This window comes from Flavobacterium sp. (genome assembly GCF_041392085.1).
GTDB lineage: Bacteria > Bacteroidota > Bacteroidia > Flavobacteriales > Flavobacteriaceae > Flavobacterium.
Map to the genome: position 1 here is coordinate 151,043 of NZ_JAWKMW010000007.1, position 15,776 is coordinate 166,818.

A 15,776-nucleotide genomic window follows, 5' to 3' on the forward strand; every position below is an offset into this window, starting at 1 on the left:
ACTTTTTTATTAATTTTGAAGACTAACTAAATAAAAAATAAAAAAAATGAGTCCGATTGTAAAGAATATTTTAGCTGTTATTGTTGGCATTGTTGTTGGAAGTACTGTTAACATGGCATTAATCAATATTAGTGGTTCAATCATACCCCCTCCGGATGGTGCAGATGTCACAACAATGGAGGGATTAAAAGCATCTATTCATTTGTTCAAGCCTGTTAATTTTATTTTTCCATTTCTGGCACACGCTTTGGGTACATTATTTGGAGCATTTCTTGCGGCAAAACTAGCGGCAAACAATAAAATGAAATTTGCTTATGGTATTGGCTTTTTTTTCCTGTTAGGAGGAATTGCTAATGTAGTGATGATTCCTGCCCCTATGTGGTTTAGTGCCTTAGACCTGATTGTGGCTTATCTGCCAATGGCCTATTTGGGAGGAAAAATGGCAACAAAAGTTTAATATTCTTTAAATGGATTCCTTTGAAAAACTGCTATCTGCTCAAGATGAATGTTATGTTATTGATAAAAACTTACCTTATAACCAATATGTTTCAATAGATTTATCCGTTGACTCTGACATTCTGTATGGAAAGAAATTATTAAATTCTCAAGACTATACCTTTTTTATAGCGAAATACCTCCATCAAAAGAATGCAACTGTTGGATATGGAGGCTATTTAGAAAAGAGAAACTTATACCGAAGAAGCAGTATTTTTAATTCATCCTACAAAGAAGAGCGAAATATTCACATTGGATTAGATTTATGGACAAAAGCAGAAACACCCGTTCTTGCTGCTCTTGATGGAGTAGTGCATAGTTTTCAAAACAATAAAGCTTTAGGAGATTATGGGCCAACAATTATATTGAAGCATACGTTAAATAATTGTGAATTTTATACGCTATACGGTCATCTATCGTTAGAAAGTATAGCTTTGCTAAAAATTAATCAAAAATTCAAAAAAGGTGAACCAATTGCCTATTTGGGTGAAACATCAGTAAACGGTGATTATGCTCCACATTTGCATTTTCAAATCATTAAAGATATAGAAGAATTTTATGGAGATTACCCGGGAGTTTGTAGTGAAAAAGAATTAATAAGATACAAAAACAATTGTCCAAACCCAAATTTACTATTAAAGATCTAAAATGAAAAAAATCGCCTTTGCTTGCTTTATAATATTATTAGTAAGTTGCAAATCGGGCAAAACAGTCTCTATCACTGCGAAAAATAGTGACAAAACTGATTTTATCAAAATGAATTTGAGCGAAATCAGTACAACACAAAAAAACAGAGCATATACACTTGGTAAGCGTGTATTAATGACCTGCAATACTTCTTCTTTCAAGCCTTTTACAACTGATGAAGCTACTGATGAAGTTTTACAAAACATCAACAAGGATAAAATTTCAAAGACTTGCCAAAATATTCTTCAAGTATTTGGTCAATTTAAAGATTTACAACTAGTAGAAGTGTTACGCTTTGAAGGTAATCAAACTACTGTTTTCAGATACAAATGTGATTACGAGAAAAAATACAAAATAAAAGAACTACAAGTTAGCATTAACGACGAAAATAAAATTACTGCCATCACAACAAAAGACTGGAAAGATGCATACATCCCATAATCTAATTTTAAAATTCTACGATTCATTTAGTAAGCTTGATGCAGAAACAATGATTAGTTGCTATCACCCAAAAGTTACATTCAAAGATCCGGCTTTTGGGCATTTAAATTATGATGAAGTTTGTACGATGTGGAAAATGCTCATCGAAAAAAGTAAGGGTAATCTATCCATTGAATTTTCGAATATTAAAGTAACGAAAAAGAGTGGGAAGGCCAAGTGGATAGCAACGTACACCTTTAGCCAAACCAATAGAAAAGTTAAAAATGTAATTCAGGCAAAATTCAAATTTAAAGATGGACTAATTATTAGTCACACCGATTCATTCAATTTCTGGTTTTGGAGTGGTATGGCATTGGGTTGGAAAGGATACCTTTTGGGATGGACACCTTTTTTTCAAAATAAAGTTCGACAACAGGCCACCGCATCCTTAACAAAATACATGGCTAAAAGTTAATCGCTTTTGTATCCCAGCTTATAGAAGGATTATATTGTATTCTTCCATTATAAATCTCTAAAGGACAACCTATGTTGTTTGTATAAAGCCCACCCGTACCCAATCCTTGTGGCATAGGGTTTTGCAAGGTAAATGTCCATTGGGCGATGGCATTCAATCCAATGTTACTTTCTAATGCAGACGTAATCCACCAACCAATTTGTAATTCATCTGCAAAATTTATCCATTCATTTGCTCCTGTAAAACCACCTACCAAACTTGGCTTTAAAACGATATAGTGTGGTTTAACTCTTTCTAATAGTTTACGTTTATTTTCAATTGAAAACACGCCTATCAGCTCTTCATCTAATACAATTGGAATAGGTGTTTTTTCACACAATTCTACCATACTTTCCAATTGATTTTTTGCGATTGGTTGTTCAATGCTGTGTATATTATAGGTAGCTAATTGATTTAATTTTTCGATGGCTTCTTTCGGATGAAAAGCCCCGTTGGCATCTACTCGTATTTCAATTGAATGCTCATCGAAATGCTGACGAATAAATTGCAACAGACCCAATTCTTTTTCAAAATCTATTGCTCCAATTTTTAATTTTACACATCGAAAACCCTGCTTTAATTTCTCTTCAATTTGAGCCTTCATATACGATTCTTCACCCATCCAAACCAATCCGTTAATTTCCATACTTTCTTTACCTGAAGTAAATTCAGACGGAAACAATTCAAACGGATGATGACTTTCTAATGACAAAAATGCTATTTCTACACCACATTGAATAGAAGGGAATTCAAGTAAATTTTTCCAAAGTTCTTGAGGCCCAATATGAATGTTTTGACAAACCCACTTTAGTTTTTCTTCAAAATCAGGTCGATCATCACTACTTAATGTCCGTAAAATTCCACATTCACCTACACCTCTTTTCCCCTCATTTTCCAGAATGATAAACCATGTTTCTTTTTGAGTTAAAATTCCTCTAGAAGTACCGGAAGGCCTTTTAAAATCTAATATGTATTTTTGGTAAGTTGCTTTCAAAAAAATTACAATTCAATGCTTCCGCCAATTTCTAACAACATTAAATCTTTTCCGTTAGTAAAGAATTTTTTGATGGCTTCTGTTTGATTGATTTCAACATAACCAAATGTATCATAATGAACCCCTAAAACCTTGTCACACTCAACAAACTCAGCAGCTGTTATAGCATCTTCAACATCCATCGTAAAATTATTTCCAATGGGAAAAACAGCTAAATCTAGTTTTGTACGAAGTGGAATCAGTTTCATATCCATTGTTAAGGCAGTATCGCCTGAAATATAAATGTTTTTATGTTCTCCCTCAATCACAAAACCACCCGGATTACCGCCGTATGTTCCATCGGGAAAAGAACTGGAATGGATGGCGTTCACATATTTCACTTTCCCAAAATCAAACTGCCAACTACCACCGTGATTCATAGGGTGATTTTGAAATCCTTTATTGCCATAATACGTAGCTATTTCCCAATTGGAAACAATTACAGCATTGGTTCTTTTTGCGATGGTTTCTACATCTAAAACATGGTCTTGGTGGGCATGTGTCAGCAAAATAAAATCAGCTTTTAATGAATTAATATCTATATGAGTAGCTTTGGGATTACCTGAAATAAATGGATCCACCAAAATATTTTTTCCGCTTAGCTCAATACCCAGTGACGCATGACCGTAAAAAGTAATCTTCATAATTCATATCTGTTTAGAATTAAACAATAATATCTGAAATAAAGTAAATTAAACACAACGATAATAACAAGGAAACCATAAAAGTGCTAATTGCCAATCGTTTTAATTCTGGGTCAAAATCTGCCGGGTTTTGAGTTTTATGAACGCGGAGTAAATGGCTGATTATGGGAAGAAAAACGATTAAATAAATATATTGATCAATAGCAAACTGTTGTAGAATACCAAAACACATTAATAATACCATTGCTGTAATTAACAAGAAATAATGGTATTGTTTCGCTTTTGCACCCCCAATTTTTACCACAATGGTATTTTTTCCAGCTTTTTTATCCGAAACCTCATCACGCATATTATTTAGATTAAGCACACCTACACTTAAAAAACCAATTGCAGTAGCCGGTAACAACAAATACCAATCAAACACTTTAGAAAACATAAAATAAGAACCATAAGTGCTAACTAATCCAAAAAATACGAACACAAAAATATCTCCGTAACCTTTGTACCCATAAGCACCTCTTCCCACAGTGTATCGAATGGCAGAAGCAATAGCAATAATACCCAATGCTAAAAACAAAAGTGAATAATAAAAATATGCAAAACCAAAAGCGGTATAAATTAATAAAACAGCCGACAAAAACGTTAATAGAGCAGTAATAACAATGGCTCTTTTCATCGCTTTTGGGGAAATAACTCCACTTTGTAAAGCTCTTTGAGGGCCAATTCGGTCTTCATTATCGGTTCCTTTTACTCCATCGCCGTAGTCATTAGCAAAATTTGACAAAACCTGTAACCCAATAGTAGTGACGATTAACAAACCAAAAATTTTCCAACTGAATACCTGTGTTGGAGTCAGCACATTTTCTGTAGGTTTTGACAATGCATAAAAACTTCCTACTAAAATTCCTGATATTGAAAGCGGTAGGGTCCTAACCCGAGCAGCTTCTATCCAATGCTTCATTATTGTTCAATTTATTATACAAAAGTAAGTTAATTTTACTAATCTACATCCAATTTCTATTGCTTCGTTCCACTTCATACAACCAATAATTAATCCATGGTTTTAAGTCGCTGTAACTAGCAAAATTAAATGACAAATCGCCAGCCGCTGTATGAAACGTTAAATGAACAACGTCTGCTCGTTTGTGCCATAGATATTGTTTAGTGGTAATCCCTTGAATTTTAAACGGTTCTATTATTTGATGTTGTACATCCCAAGCGTTTCCTTTTAAAGTAATAAAGTCATTACTTAGCATTAATCGATAATTTTTAAATTGAAAAAACACCAAAATTCCAACCAAAAAAATATAGATAATCATAATAGGAAAATAATCCTGCAATACTTTAAAAGCAAATAACCCCAATCCGGTGAATAGTGTACATGGTAGTATAACTCTCAAAAAAATGGCTTTAATAATATACCTATAATTTGGTTCCAGAATCTTAATTATTTTGGGAGTATTCCCCAAAATCATTTGTAAAATAGCGTCTTTTTCGGTCTGACTGCAACCTGGAACTTCAATATCATTACTATTCTTTCCTTCCGATTCTGTTTCGTCTGTTGAAGAAGCCTGTTTAAGTCGTAAATCAAATAAATTAAGCTTTCGTTGAAAAAAGTTTTGGCTATACGTTGTTATTTGAACTTTTCCCGGTTTGATAAGTGTATTTTTTTTTGCGAATAATCCATGTGTAATGGCTAAAGCCTTGCGTTGAATTATCATTTGGTAATCAAAATACTTAATCACGGTTCTTATTAAATTGATAAGTAAGACCACAATTAAAATAGCCATTAAAAAAAAGGAGATTGAAAAATAGCCCAACCCCCTATCGACCAAACCGGTTACTTCTTCTTCGTCTACCTCAAAAGAATTAACCACATCTTGAAAGCCCCCGTAAAGTGTTCCTATAAAACCAATTAGCAACGCTATACTTCTACCATAATTAGATGTCATACCAACCTTTAACAGTGTTAAAATACCAATCTTCAAAAAAGGTTCACTTGCAGTAACACTCATATTATCAGCATTCATTTCTATTGCGTTTTTTTCAAACGACAATAACTTGTTTTTCAAGTGTATTGCTACTTCATTATCAACAGCTCTAATACTTGCTTCTTTTTTGTTGCTCCCGGCCGTATCAATATCTACACTAAAGACACCAACCAATTTTTGTATAACGGTTTGATTAATATTAACCTGCTGAATTTTGTCTAACTGAATAGTAATTTTATTTTTGGTAACCACTCCTTTTTGAATTACAAACTCCTGTTTTTCTTCATCCAAAAAGTAAGTAAAATTGATATATTTTGCGTAGGCTATAAATCCTATTAAAACCAATAAAAATAAAAGACCAAAAACCAACATATACATCTTACTCCAATCAAACCTATAGATAACAAGTAAAATTGGAGCCCACAATCCACGAATGATTCCTTGCAAAGTATCGGCAAACATTATGGCAATTCCTTTGACAGATTGTCTTTGCGGTTTACTAAAATCGTAGTACATTGTTTACTATTGTATTTCGTTCTCCGATTCTTTATTTGAATCGATTGCGGAATTTTTTTCTTTACTTTCTTCAAAACCTAAAGGTTTTTCAATATCCGTATTGTCATTTTCAAGTACGGTAATCTTGTTCAGTAAAAATGATTTTATTCGTTCAGCATCCTCTTTCGACAAACCTGAAATACGTAAATCACTACCACCTCCACCGGCAGTATAGACTTGTAATTCACTCAATTGATACATCCTTGAAAAAACTCCTTCGTGTATGGCTACATGTTGAATTCGGTTAAAAGGTATTATTGTTGTAGTAGTTGATAAAATTCCCCTTCGGTACAAAATATCATTATTGCGAAGGGCATAGCCTTTTCGTTTGAAATTAACCGAAGAAAGCCAGAATAGAAGAATGATAAAGCTAACAAGGAAAACGATAAAAAGTACTACATTTTCACGAACAAATTGATTAAAAATAATAAATAAAGAAATTCCCGCGGCTATTACTACCGAAAAAATTGCATTTGAGAGATAAACAACATTTAAGTAGTTTTTTTGTAGTGGTTGAAAAGAAACTGACTCAAAATCAGGTAACTCATAAAACGAAACTGTTGGATTTGTATATTCTTCCAAAGCTTTTTAATTAAATAATTAGGGAATCCATTTTTTTTCGAAGTTAGGCTTTCTTTTCTCCAAAAAAGCATTTCTACCCTCTTTCGCCTCATCAGTCATATAGGCCAAACGTGTTGCTTCTCCAGCAAAAACCTGTTGACCAACCATACCATCATCTGTTAAATTCATCGCAAACTTGAGCATTTTTATAGAAGTAGGTGATTTGGCTAAAATCTCTTGTGCCCATTCATAAGCTGTAGATTCTAACTCATCATGAGGAATTACTGCATTAACCATACCCATTTCAAACGCTTCTTGGGCAGAATAGTTTCTTCCAAGGAAGAATATTTCACGTGCTTTTTTTTGTCCAACCATTTTTGCTAAATATGCTGAACCGTAACCTCCGTCAAAACTAGTTACGTCTGCGTCCGTTTGTTTAAAGATGGCGTGTTCCTTACTCGCCAACGTCAAATCGCACACAACATGTAAACTGTGACCACCGCCTACAGCCCATCCCGGCACTACAGCAATAACAGCTTTCGGCATAAAACGAATCAATCTTTGTACCTCTAGAATATTTAATCGATGCATGCCATCTTCACCAACATAACCTTGATGTCCTCTTGCTCGTTGATCACCTCCGCTACAAAACGAATAAATTCCGTCTTTCGGTGATGGTCCTTCTGCTGAAAGCAATACAACTCCGATGGATGTATCTTCTTGAGCATCATAAAAAGCCTGATACAATTCGGCGGTTGTTTTAGGTCGAAATGCGTTCCTTACCTCTGGCCTGTTAAAGGCAATTCGTGCTACTCCATTACATTTCTTATAGGTAATATCCTCAAATTCTTTTACGGTTTTCCAATTAATTCCTGACATAAAATACTATTTTAGCGTAAAAATACTATTTTTAACTTTTGAAATAAAGAAATTTTAGCCTGAAAAATACTTCGTTTTTATTAATCGGTTTAGCATTAGGTTTTTATATTTCTTAGAAGTCAGTAAAAGTGATTATATTTGAGGAATTGATACCGCATAACATTAAAAATATTTATTTAGTTCACCACTTTAATTTTATTTTATGAAAAACATTTTTATTATCCTATTTGCTTTTCTAACGTATTCAACTGTTTTAGGTCAAACTGAAAATCCTTCGGTTTTTGTCATGAATCTTACAGCAGATGCACTAGAAAGTAAAACTACTGTTAAAAAAGACGAAATAGCAATAGACAAAATAAATTACTTGACGGAACAAAACGGACTAGTAATATTAGCTTATGAAAGTATTTACCCTTTAGACTATATTAATTCTTTAGAAAAAGAGAAATTAACAGATCTTATACAAGTTGTTAATCAAGAAGGTTTTGAAAAATTAAACGGCTTGATGGGGTCTTTTCCTGAAAATCCGATTGAAAAAAAGATTCAATTCAAAAACGCTTCTGAAACGATTCAAACAACCGCAACAGTAAATGGTATGAATTTTGAATCTACCACTTTACGCAGTCAGAACAATTTTTTACAAATAATTTTTATTGGCGACGTAAAATCAAAAGAGGCAAAAGATTTTATGTCTCAATTAGAAATTATTGTTGTTGAATAATATGAAAAAAGTTAGTTTAATTTTAAGTTTGTTCAGTGTTTTGGTTGGAATATCACAGCCTTATGAATTTCAAACCATTAAAGAAATACCTTGCACTCCGGTAATTTCGCAAGGAATAACCGGAACATGTTGGTCATTTTCTACAACCTCTTTTTTGGAAGCAGAAATCATCAGACTCACCGGAAAAAAGATTGATTTATCGGAAATGTATACTGTTCGAAATACCTATCCCAAGAAAGCAGAAAATTATGTTATGCGTCAAGGAAAAGCTCAGTTTAGCGAAGGCGGTTTATCGCATGACGTTATTAATAGTATTCGAGAGTTTGGCTTGGTTCCCAATTCAGTTTACAATGGCATAAACGGTGAAGAAAATAAACACAACCATACTGAATTACAAGCCCTTTTGGAAGGGATGCTGAAAGTTTTTGTTGAAAATCCGAACAAAAAATTATCTTCAAACTGGAAGCCTTCTGTACAAGCCGTTTTAGATATTTATTTAGGAAAAAACCCTACTGAATTTATATTTGAAGAAAAAAAATATACGCCAAAATCCTTTCTAAACTACACAAAAATTAATCCGGCTGATTATGTTTCGCTCACATCATTTACAGATCAAGCCTATTACTCTTCATTCATCATTAATATTCCGGATAACTTCTCTAACGGAAGTTATTATAATCTACCATTAGATGAACTTATTCTAAATATTGATGAAGCTTTAGAAAAGGGGTTTACCTTGGCGATGGATTGTGATGTAAGCGAACCCTATTTTTCAGGTAAATATGGTATTGCTGTGGTTCCGGAGAATGAAATAGATAATAAAACCATTTTAACAGAAATAAAACCGGAAAAAAATATCACTTCTGAATTCCGCCAACAAGAGTTTGAAAACCTTTCCACCCAAGATGATCACTTGATGCACATTGTAGGAAAAGTAAAAGACCAAAAAGGAAATATCTACTACAAAGTCAAAAACTCTTGGGGCAGCGAAAACTTAGGGAATGATGGGTTTATTCATATGAGTGTTTCCTATCTAAAACTAAAAACTATTTCTGTATTAGTGCATAAAGAGGGTTTAATGACAAAAACAAAAAAAGCATTGGGTTTATAAAAATATGGTTACTTTTAAATCTTCTGTTTTACTATTCACAGGTGTACTGTTGGTCTTGATAGCTGCTTTTATGTTTTATATGGCATCAATCATTCTTTGGCAAGAAGGAGGAACGCTTGAAGTCGTTATTGGTTCAATTGTTATGTACACGCTGGGTGGTTTATTTATTTGGATTTTAGTAGACACAAGATATACAATCAAAAACTCGTTTCTTTTTTATTACAGTGGTCCTATTCGTGGAAAAATTGCTATTGATTCCATTCGTAAAATAAAACAACAAAAAGGTTGGATTAATGAAAGTTTTATTAAACCTGCTTTGGGAATAAACGGATTATATATATACTATAATAAATATGACGACATCTATGTTTCACCCAAAGACAAGGAGGCGTTTGTTAATTACCTGTTGAAAATTAATCCTAAAATTGAAATAATTTAGATAATTTTTAGTTTTAAAAGTTTAGTTTTGTTTTCAAATCAACTAAACATTCCGTTTTCGCATGTCAAAATTACCAATTGCTATTGCAATTTTCATTATATTCTTCAACTTTTCCTGTCAAAAAAAAGAAGAAACACCACTTTTAGCAGAATACTTGCCTGAAGAAAAAGTTCTCCCGTTAGATTCATCTTTAATCAACATCCCGATGACTTTAGAATTGTATCCTGTATCCGATGCTTATACAGCTGAAAAAGAAAAAGCCATAGCTGAATTTTATACTAAAAAAATAGGATTATCGGATTTCAGCGGTGCATTGTTAGTTTCTAAAAACGGAAAAATTATTTTTGAAGACTACAAAGGCTATGCTAATTATGCCTCAAAAACGCCGATATCGAAAACGACCGCCTTACATTTGGCCTCTGTGAGTAAAGTGATGACAGCAACTTTGGTTTTAAAATTAGTTCAAGAAAACAAAATTGATTTGAACGAAAAAGTACAAACATATCTACCCGACTTTCCCTATCAAAACACAACCGTAAAAACGCTCTTAAATCACCGCAGTGGCTTACCACATTATTCTCGTTTTAGTGAAAGTGTAAAAGGATGGAATACAAAAAAAACTATTACAAATGAAGATGTTTTAGATTATTTAAAACGCTATAAGTTTGCTTTACTTGCTAAAAATGACACTAAGTTTAACTACTGCAATACAAATTACGTTATGTTGGCTCTCATCATTGAAAAAGTAACCGGTAAAAAGTATGCTGAGGCAATGCAAGAGCAAATTTTTTCACCATTGGGTATGAACGATACATTTGTAATTGACTTTGTAAACCAAAAAAACACAGTAAGCCAATCCTACAAAACCAATTATGTTAACCACGGTTGGGATCAATTTGATGCTATTTATGGGGATAAAAATATATATTCTACACCCCGTGATTTGGTGAAATTTGACTTAGCAACTTATGCTACAGAATTTCTTCGCAAAGATTTATGGGAAGAGGCACTAAAAGGGTACAGTTACGAAAAAAAAGGAATAAAAAATTATGGATTAGGTATTCGTCTTCGGGAATGGGGAACAGGTCAGACTTTACATTATCACAACGGATGGTGGCATGGCAACACTTCATCCTATACCACCTTGAAAAATGATACTATCGTGATTATTGCACTTTCTAATAAATATACACGTAAAACTTACCAAGCAATGAAACTTTCTGCCCTTTTTGGTGATTATCCTTTTGAACTAGATGAGCAAAATTAATTTCGTTGCTAAAAAAGACTTACTATTTAAATTACACGTATCTCAGTATACACTTTGCCGAAAATAACTTATCCTATTTTAATAGAAGTCATGTTTAATGAACCGCCAACAAGTTTATCATTAAAAAACTGCAATTCGCCATCTGAAGCTGTTTGTAAACCCAATGTATAAATTAATGGCAAATAATGATCCGGTGTTGGAATAGCTAATTTGGCTGCTTTGTTTAACTTCTCATAATCAATTAATGCTTTATGATCTCCATTTGCTATTTTTTGCTTCAAAATTTCATTCATTTCAATCGCCCAGTCAAAACCAAAATTGTTTACATTTAATTTATCCCAAGCTACCATTCTCAAATTATGAATCATATTACCCGAACCAATAATCAACACACCTTTTTTTCTTAAATCAACAATTTCTTTCGCTAACTCATAATGATAAGCAGCAGGCTTATTATAATCAATACTCAGCTGTAATACGGGTATATCTGCTTTAGGATACATGTGCCTAACCACAGTCCATGTTCCGTGATCTAAGCCCCAATCATGATCTAAACCAACTGTTGTTGATTGAATCATATTAGTTGTTTCTTTAGCTAAAGACGGATTCCCTTTAGCGGGATATTGTACATCAAAAAGAGACTGCGGAAATCCTCCAAAATCATGAATTGTTCTAGGATTTTCCATGGCCGTTATATGAGTTCCTTTTGTAAGCCAATGAGCTGAAATAACCAAAACTGCTTTAGGTTTAGGAATTTGTTTACCAAATGTTGCCCATGTTTTTGAAAATTCATTGTCCTCTATCCCATTCATGGGAGAGCCATGACCAATAAATAAAACCGGGAGCTTTTGATCTTCTTCATTCAATTGATCTGCCCAATTTAAAAAGGGATGTAATGATGCCATACTTATTCCTCCAATTATTTTTTTTATAAAATCTTTACGTTTCAAAGTTCAAACATTTGTATATACAAATATATGAATACTATTTAACAACTGAGTTAAAAAAAATTAAAATATGACCATCAATAATGACTTGGAAAAAGGAAAATCAAATAAAATGAAAAAATAGCAAATAATGGAACAATTTAGTTTTCGGTTAAATAAACCCCATCCGCTTTGACTAAGATTAATTTTGCACGATACAACATACCGATTGCCTTTTTAAAGGTTTTTTTACTCATCTTCAAAACCGATTTAATATCTTCCGGATGACTATCATCAGTAAGTCGAAGGAAACCTTTGTTAAGTTTTAATTCTTTTAATATAATTTGAGCACTATCTTCTATGTTATCCAAACCAATCTTATGGAAAGTAACATCAATTTTTCCATCAGGGCGAACTAATTTAACGTATCCATTTCTTTTATCACCCGGACGAATCTTATCATCATATACTTCATTTTTGTAAACTAATCCACGAAATTGACCATTAATTATGACATTAATTCCGATATCGGTTATATGAGAAATTATTAAATGTACTTCCTCTCCTTTTTCTAATTCTGAAGGCTTTTTGTCTAAAAACTGATTTATTTTACTTGAACCAACTAATCTATTTGTTTTGGTATCCAGAAATAAATGTACTAAATATCTTTTCCCCTCTTCCATCGGACGTGCTTGTTCTTTAAAAGGAACAAATAAATCTTTTTCCAGGCCCCAATCTAAAAAAGCTCCAAAACGATTAGTATAATTTACCCTTAAAAAAGCAAAATCACCTAGGGTGATATAAGGTTTAAGTGTAGTAGCTACCGGACGTTCTTCGTGGTCCAAATACACAAAAACACTAAGCTCATCACCTATTTCATATTCCTTTGGTATATATTTCAACGGAAGCAACACATCCTCTTTTCCGTTAGTTAAAAACAGACCCACTTGTGTGCTTCGGGCAATTTTAAGAGTATGATAAACGCCAAGATTCAACATAGGAATGATTTTGGGTAAAAGTACAAAAAATGAACTAGGTTACAATTTGATTATCAATCAATATTAAAAGACTAATTGAGTATCAATAAACAGAATCTATGATAACAAAAAAAGGATAACCGGTAAGTTATCCTTTTAAAAATTGAGCCGATAGAGGGACTCGAACCCACGACCTGCTGATTACAAATCAGCTGCTCTAGCCAGCTGAGCTACACCGGCATCTCAATACGAGTGCAAATATAATTTTGAAAATGAATATTCCAAAACAAAAAAGCACTTTTTTTATCAAAAAATCAGATTACAAAGCGTTAACCTTTTCAACTAATTGAATAGCAGCTTCTTCTAACTCTTTTTCAACTTTTTTTAAGTGAGCTTTTCGATTATCTACTTTTTTATCATTTACTTTTGTAATTAAGGTATCAAAAGTAGTAATTGCCTCATCAATCAACGCATTTGATTGTTCAGTTGGTTTACCTGTTGTTGTCATTTCATGGTAATAAACTGCCTCAATAATATCGCCCATCACAAAATTGATATCTTTCTTTAAATTTCTAATACTTGCCATCTTATAAAATTTACAATTGCTGTGCAAAATTACGTAAAAATTTAGAATTAAATAAATTGGTTAAAAAAAACTAAACTGTTATTTCAAGAATAGAGGCTAAACCTCTTAACCTAAACTTATTCAAAACGGCTGGAAGTAAAACAGTATCTCCTGTTTGATACGTATATTCTTCATCATTCCAATACAACTCAAAACTACCTTCGGTACACATCAAAACCATAAAAGAATCATCGTTCTTATCAATCAACACTTCTCCGTTAAGTGGAATAATATTGGTTTTAAAATAAGGGCAATTTACTAAGGATATACTTTCATTTTCTACAGGAGAATATTCTTTTTTTGAAGAAGTTGCGTTATAATTGATAGCATCTAAAGCTAATTCGGTATGCAATTCACGACCATTTCCGTTAGCATCTATCCGATCCCAATCATAAACTCGGTACGTAATATCGCTGGTTTGTTGAATTTCGGCAATTACAATTCCGGCTCCAATTGCATGAACGGTACCTGTTTCAAGTAAAAAGGTATCTCCTTTTTTTACTTTAATTTTGTTAAGAATAGAAGGTAATGTTTTATTTTCAAGGTGTTTCAAATAATCTTCCTTATGTGAATTTTCATTAAACCCAATAATTAAACGAGCATTTTCATCCGCTTGCATCACATACCACATTTCAGTTTTACCAAAAGAATTATGTCGTTTTTTAGCTAACTCATCATTTGGATGTAATTGAATTGACAAATCCCCTTTTGCATCTAAAAATTTAAAAAGTAAAGGAAATTGTTTTCCAAAACGAGCATAAACTGTTTTGCCAAGAATTTCTTTTGGGTACAAATTAATTAACTCATTGAGATTTTTACCTTTATACAATCCACTATTTACAACGCTTACATCATTTGCTATAGTAGAAATCTCCCAACTTTCTCCTGTGATTTCAGATCTAATGGGTTTATTCAAATATTCTTTTAACTTGGTTCCGCCCCAAATGCGTTCTTTTAAAATGGGTTCAAATGTGAGAGGATATAGCGATTTCATTGGTTTAATTGAAATGTCAAAAATAAGCAATTGAATTGATACTATTTCTTATCAAAACTTATAGTATTTTTTTTAGCATTTGAAGTGCTTTCTGAATATGAATTTTTCCTGATAAGTTATCAAAAATTAATCGAATAATCCCCTTTTCGTCAATCACATAGGTTACCCGACCCGGAATGAGTCCGAATAAAGCAGTAGGAACACCAAACAAATTGCGTATTTTTTTATCTTTATCCGATAAAAGCGTGAAAGGTAGCTGGTGTTTCTCAGAAAATTTTTGATGCGAAGTAATTGAGTCACCACTTACCCCTATCACTTCTGCTCCTAAATCAATAAAATCTTGATAAGCATCTCGGAAACTGCATGCTTGTTCCGTACAAACTCTCGTATCATCTTTTGGATAAAAATAAATGACAGTAGGCTTTCTTCCAATTACTGTTGAACTGTCAAAAATAATTCCTTTAGAATCTTTTGCGGTAAAATTTGGAACACTATCACCAACTTTTAGTGCCATTTTAACTTCCTTTATAGGTTACAAAATTTCTTGGAGTTTCGTATAAAACGACTTCTAAATCAAGAGAATCTTTAATGAGAGCTCTCAATTTATTCCAAATTACAACGGCAATATTTTCGGCAGTCGGATTCAAATTGGTAAAATCAGGCACATCTAAATTGAGATTTTTATGATCAAACGCATTTTCAATGTGTTCCTTGATTAAATCAGACAAAATTTTTACATCCATCACAAAACCGGTTTCTTTATCTATTTCTCCGGTTACACTTACAATCAAGTCATAATTGTGTCCGTGAAAATTAGGATTGTTGCATTTTCCAAAAACCAAATCGTTTTTTTCCATCGACCAATCTTTGCGATACAATCGGTGAGCGGCGTTAAAGTGAGCTTTTCTGGAAACCGTAACTCTCATTTTATTGATTT

Annotated in this window: 20 protein-coding genes and 1 tRNA gene; 8 read left to right on the forward strand and 13 right to left on the reverse strand. The window is 32.8% G+C overall.

From position 1 onward, the window contains the following. Positions 1-46: 46 nt before the first annotated feature. Genes R2782_RS07010 through R2782_RS07025 form a run of 4 tightly spaced genes read left to right on the forward strand, consistent with a single transcriptional unit; the run spans position 47 to position 2,077 of the window. On the forward strand, positions 47-457 hold the full coding sequence (locus R2782_RS07010; protein WP_371267382.1) for a hypothetical protein: 411 nt from the start codon (positions 47-49) through the stop codon (positions 455-457). A 10-nt stretch (positions 458-467) separates the two neighbouring features. Beyond that, positions 468-1,142, forward strand: a complete 675-nt coding sequence (locus R2782_RS07015) for a peptidoglycan DD-metalloendopeptidase family protein (protein WP_371267384.1) — start codon at positions 468-470, stop codon at positions 1,140-1,142. A gap of 1 nt (position 1,143) precedes the next feature. Beyond that, the gene (locus R2782_RS07020) at positions 1,144-1,623 is read left to right on the forward strand and encodes a hypothetical protein (RefSeq protein ID WP_371267386.1); all 480 of its coding nucleotides are present in this window, start codon (positions 1,144-1,146) and stop codon (positions 1,621-1,623) included. Then, positions 1,607-2,077 carry a nuclear transport factor 2 family protein gene (locus R2782_RS07025; RefSeq protein ID WP_371267388.1) on the forward strand — a complete coding sequence of 157 codons (471 nt, stop codon included), beginning with the start codon at positions 1,607-1,609 and terminating at the stop codon, positions 2,075-2,077. Before R2782_RS07020 ends, R2782_RS07025 begins: the two co-directional genes overlap by 17 nt. Here R2782_RS07025 and R2782_RS07030 read toward each other — a convergent pair. The 6 genes from R2782_RS07030 to R2782_RS07055 are packed head-to-tail and all read right to left on the reverse strand — an operon-like array spanning position 2,067 to position 7,779. Beyond that, entirely contained in the window at positions 2,067-3,110 is a 1,044-nt protein-coding gene (locus R2782_RS07030; RefSeq protein WP_371267390.1) for an o-succinylbenzoate synthase, read from the reverse strand. The genes R2782_RS07025 and R2782_RS07030 overlap by 11 nt on opposite strands. Positions 3,111-3,115: 5 nt before the next feature. Next, a complete protein-coding gene (locus tag R2782_RS07035) occupies positions 3,116-3,793 on the reverse strand; it encodes a metal-dependent hydrolase (protein WP_371267392.1) in 678 nt (225 codons plus the stop codon). Positions 3,794-3,812: 19 nt separating this feature from the next. Next, positions 3,813-4,754 (reverse strand): 1,4-dihydroxy-2-naphthoate octaprenyltransferase, encoded by a 942-nt coding sequence (gene menA / locus R2782_RS07040; protein WP_371267394.1) that lies wholly within the window; start codon positions 4,752-4,754, stop codon positions 3,813-3,815. Positions 4,755-4,797: 43 nt separating this feature from the next. Beyond that, positions 4,798-6,300 (reverse strand): PH domain-containing protein, encoded by a 1,503-nt coding sequence (locus R2782_RS07045; protein ID WP_371267396.1) that lies wholly within the window; start codon positions 6,298-6,300, stop codon positions 4,798-4,800. 6 nt (positions 6,301-6,306) lie between these two features. Then, positions 6,307-6,921: a PH domain-containing protein gene (locus R2782_RS07050; RefSeq protein WP_371267398.1), complete on the reverse strand. Its 615-nt coding sequence runs from the start codon at positions 6,919-6,921 to the stop codon at positions 6,307-6,309. An 18-nt stretch (positions 6,922-6,939) separates the two neighbouring features. Continuing rightward, the gene (locus tag R2782_RS07055; protein WP_371267400.1) at positions 6,940-7,779 is read right to left on the reverse strand and encodes a 1,4-dihydroxy-2-naphthoyl-CoA synthase; all 840 of its coding nucleotides are present in this window, start codon (positions 7,777-7,779) and stop codon (positions 6,940-6,942) included. A gap of 202 nt (positions 7,780-7,981) precedes the next feature. On the opposite strand from R2782_RS07055, the gene R2782_RS07060 reads away from it, so the two are divergent. From R2782_RS07060 to R2782_RS07075, 4 genes are all read left to right on the forward strand, one after another. Continuing rightward, positions 7,982-8,500, forward strand: coding sequence for a hypothetical protein (locus R2782_RS07060; RefSeq protein WP_371267402.1), 519 nt, complete (start codon positions 7,982-7,984; stop codon positions 8,498-8,500). A gap of 1 nt (position 8,501) precedes the next feature. Beyond that, entirely contained in the window at positions 8,502-9,611 is a 1,110-nt protein-coding gene (locus R2782_RS07065; RefSeq protein WP_371267404.1) for a C1 family peptidase, read from the forward strand. Between the two features lie 4 nt (positions 9,612-9,615). Then, complete coding sequence (locus tag R2782_RS07070) at positions 9,616-10,050, forward strand: PH domain-containing protein (RefSeq protein WP_371267406.1); 435 nt, start codon at positions 9,616-9,618, stop codon at positions 10,048-10,050. Positions 10,051-10,111: 61 nt separating this feature from the next. Then, positions 10,112-11,317, forward strand: a complete 1,206-nt coding sequence (locus R2782_RS07075) for a serine hydrolase domain-containing protein (RefSeq protein WP_371267408.1) — start codon at positions 10,112-10,114, stop codon at positions 11,315-11,317. A gap of 68 nt (positions 11,318-11,385) precedes the next feature. Here R2782_RS07075 and ygiD read toward each other — a convergent pair whose 3' ends face one another. The 7 genes from ygiD to R2782_RS07110 form a co-directional block, all read right to left on the reverse strand. Continuing rightward, on the reverse strand, positions 11,386-12,267 hold the full coding sequence (gene ygiD, locus R2782_RS07080; RefSeq protein WP_371267410.1) for a 4,5-DOPA dioxygenase extradiol: 882 nt from the start codon (positions 12,265-12,267) through the stop codon (positions 11,386-11,388). Positions 12,268-12,404: 137 nt separating this feature from the next. Next, on the reverse strand, positions 12,405-13,241 hold the full coding sequence (locus R2782_RS07085) for a S1 RNA-binding domain-containing protein (protein ID WP_371267412.1): 837 nt from the start codon (positions 13,239-13,241) through the stop codon (positions 12,405-12,407). A gap of 145 nt (positions 13,242-13,386) precedes the next feature. Further along, positions 13,387-13,460: transfer RNA gene (locus R2782_RS07090), tRNA-Thr, on the reverse strand. Between the two features lie 79 nt (positions 13,461-13,539). Next, a complete protein-coding gene (locus tag R2782_RS07095; protein ID WP_371267414.1) occupies positions 13,540-13,806 on the reverse strand; it encodes a hypothetical protein in 267 nt (88 codons plus the stop codon). Between the two features lie 70 nt (positions 13,807-13,876). Further along, positions 13,877-14,839, reverse strand: a complete 963-nt coding sequence (locus R2782_RS07100) for a type I phosphomannose isomerase catalytic subunit (protein ID WP_371267416.1) — start codon at positions 14,837-14,839, stop codon at positions 13,877-13,879. 58 nt (positions 14,840-14,897) lie between these two features. Then, on the reverse strand, positions 14,898-15,353 hold the full coding sequence (locus R2782_RS07105) for a peroxiredoxin (protein WP_371267418.1): 456 nt from the start codon (positions 15,351-15,353) through the stop codon (positions 14,898-14,900). A 1-nt stretch (position 15,354) separates the two neighbouring features. Continuing rightward, positions 15,355-15,765 carry a 6-pyruvoyl tetrahydropterin synthase family protein gene (locus tag R2782_RS07110; RefSeq protein ID WP_371267420.1) on the reverse strand — a complete coding sequence of 137 codons (411 nt, stop codon included), beginning with the start codon at positions 15,763-15,765 and terminating at the stop codon, positions 15,355-15,357. Positions 15,766-15,776 lie beyond the last annotated feature (11 nt).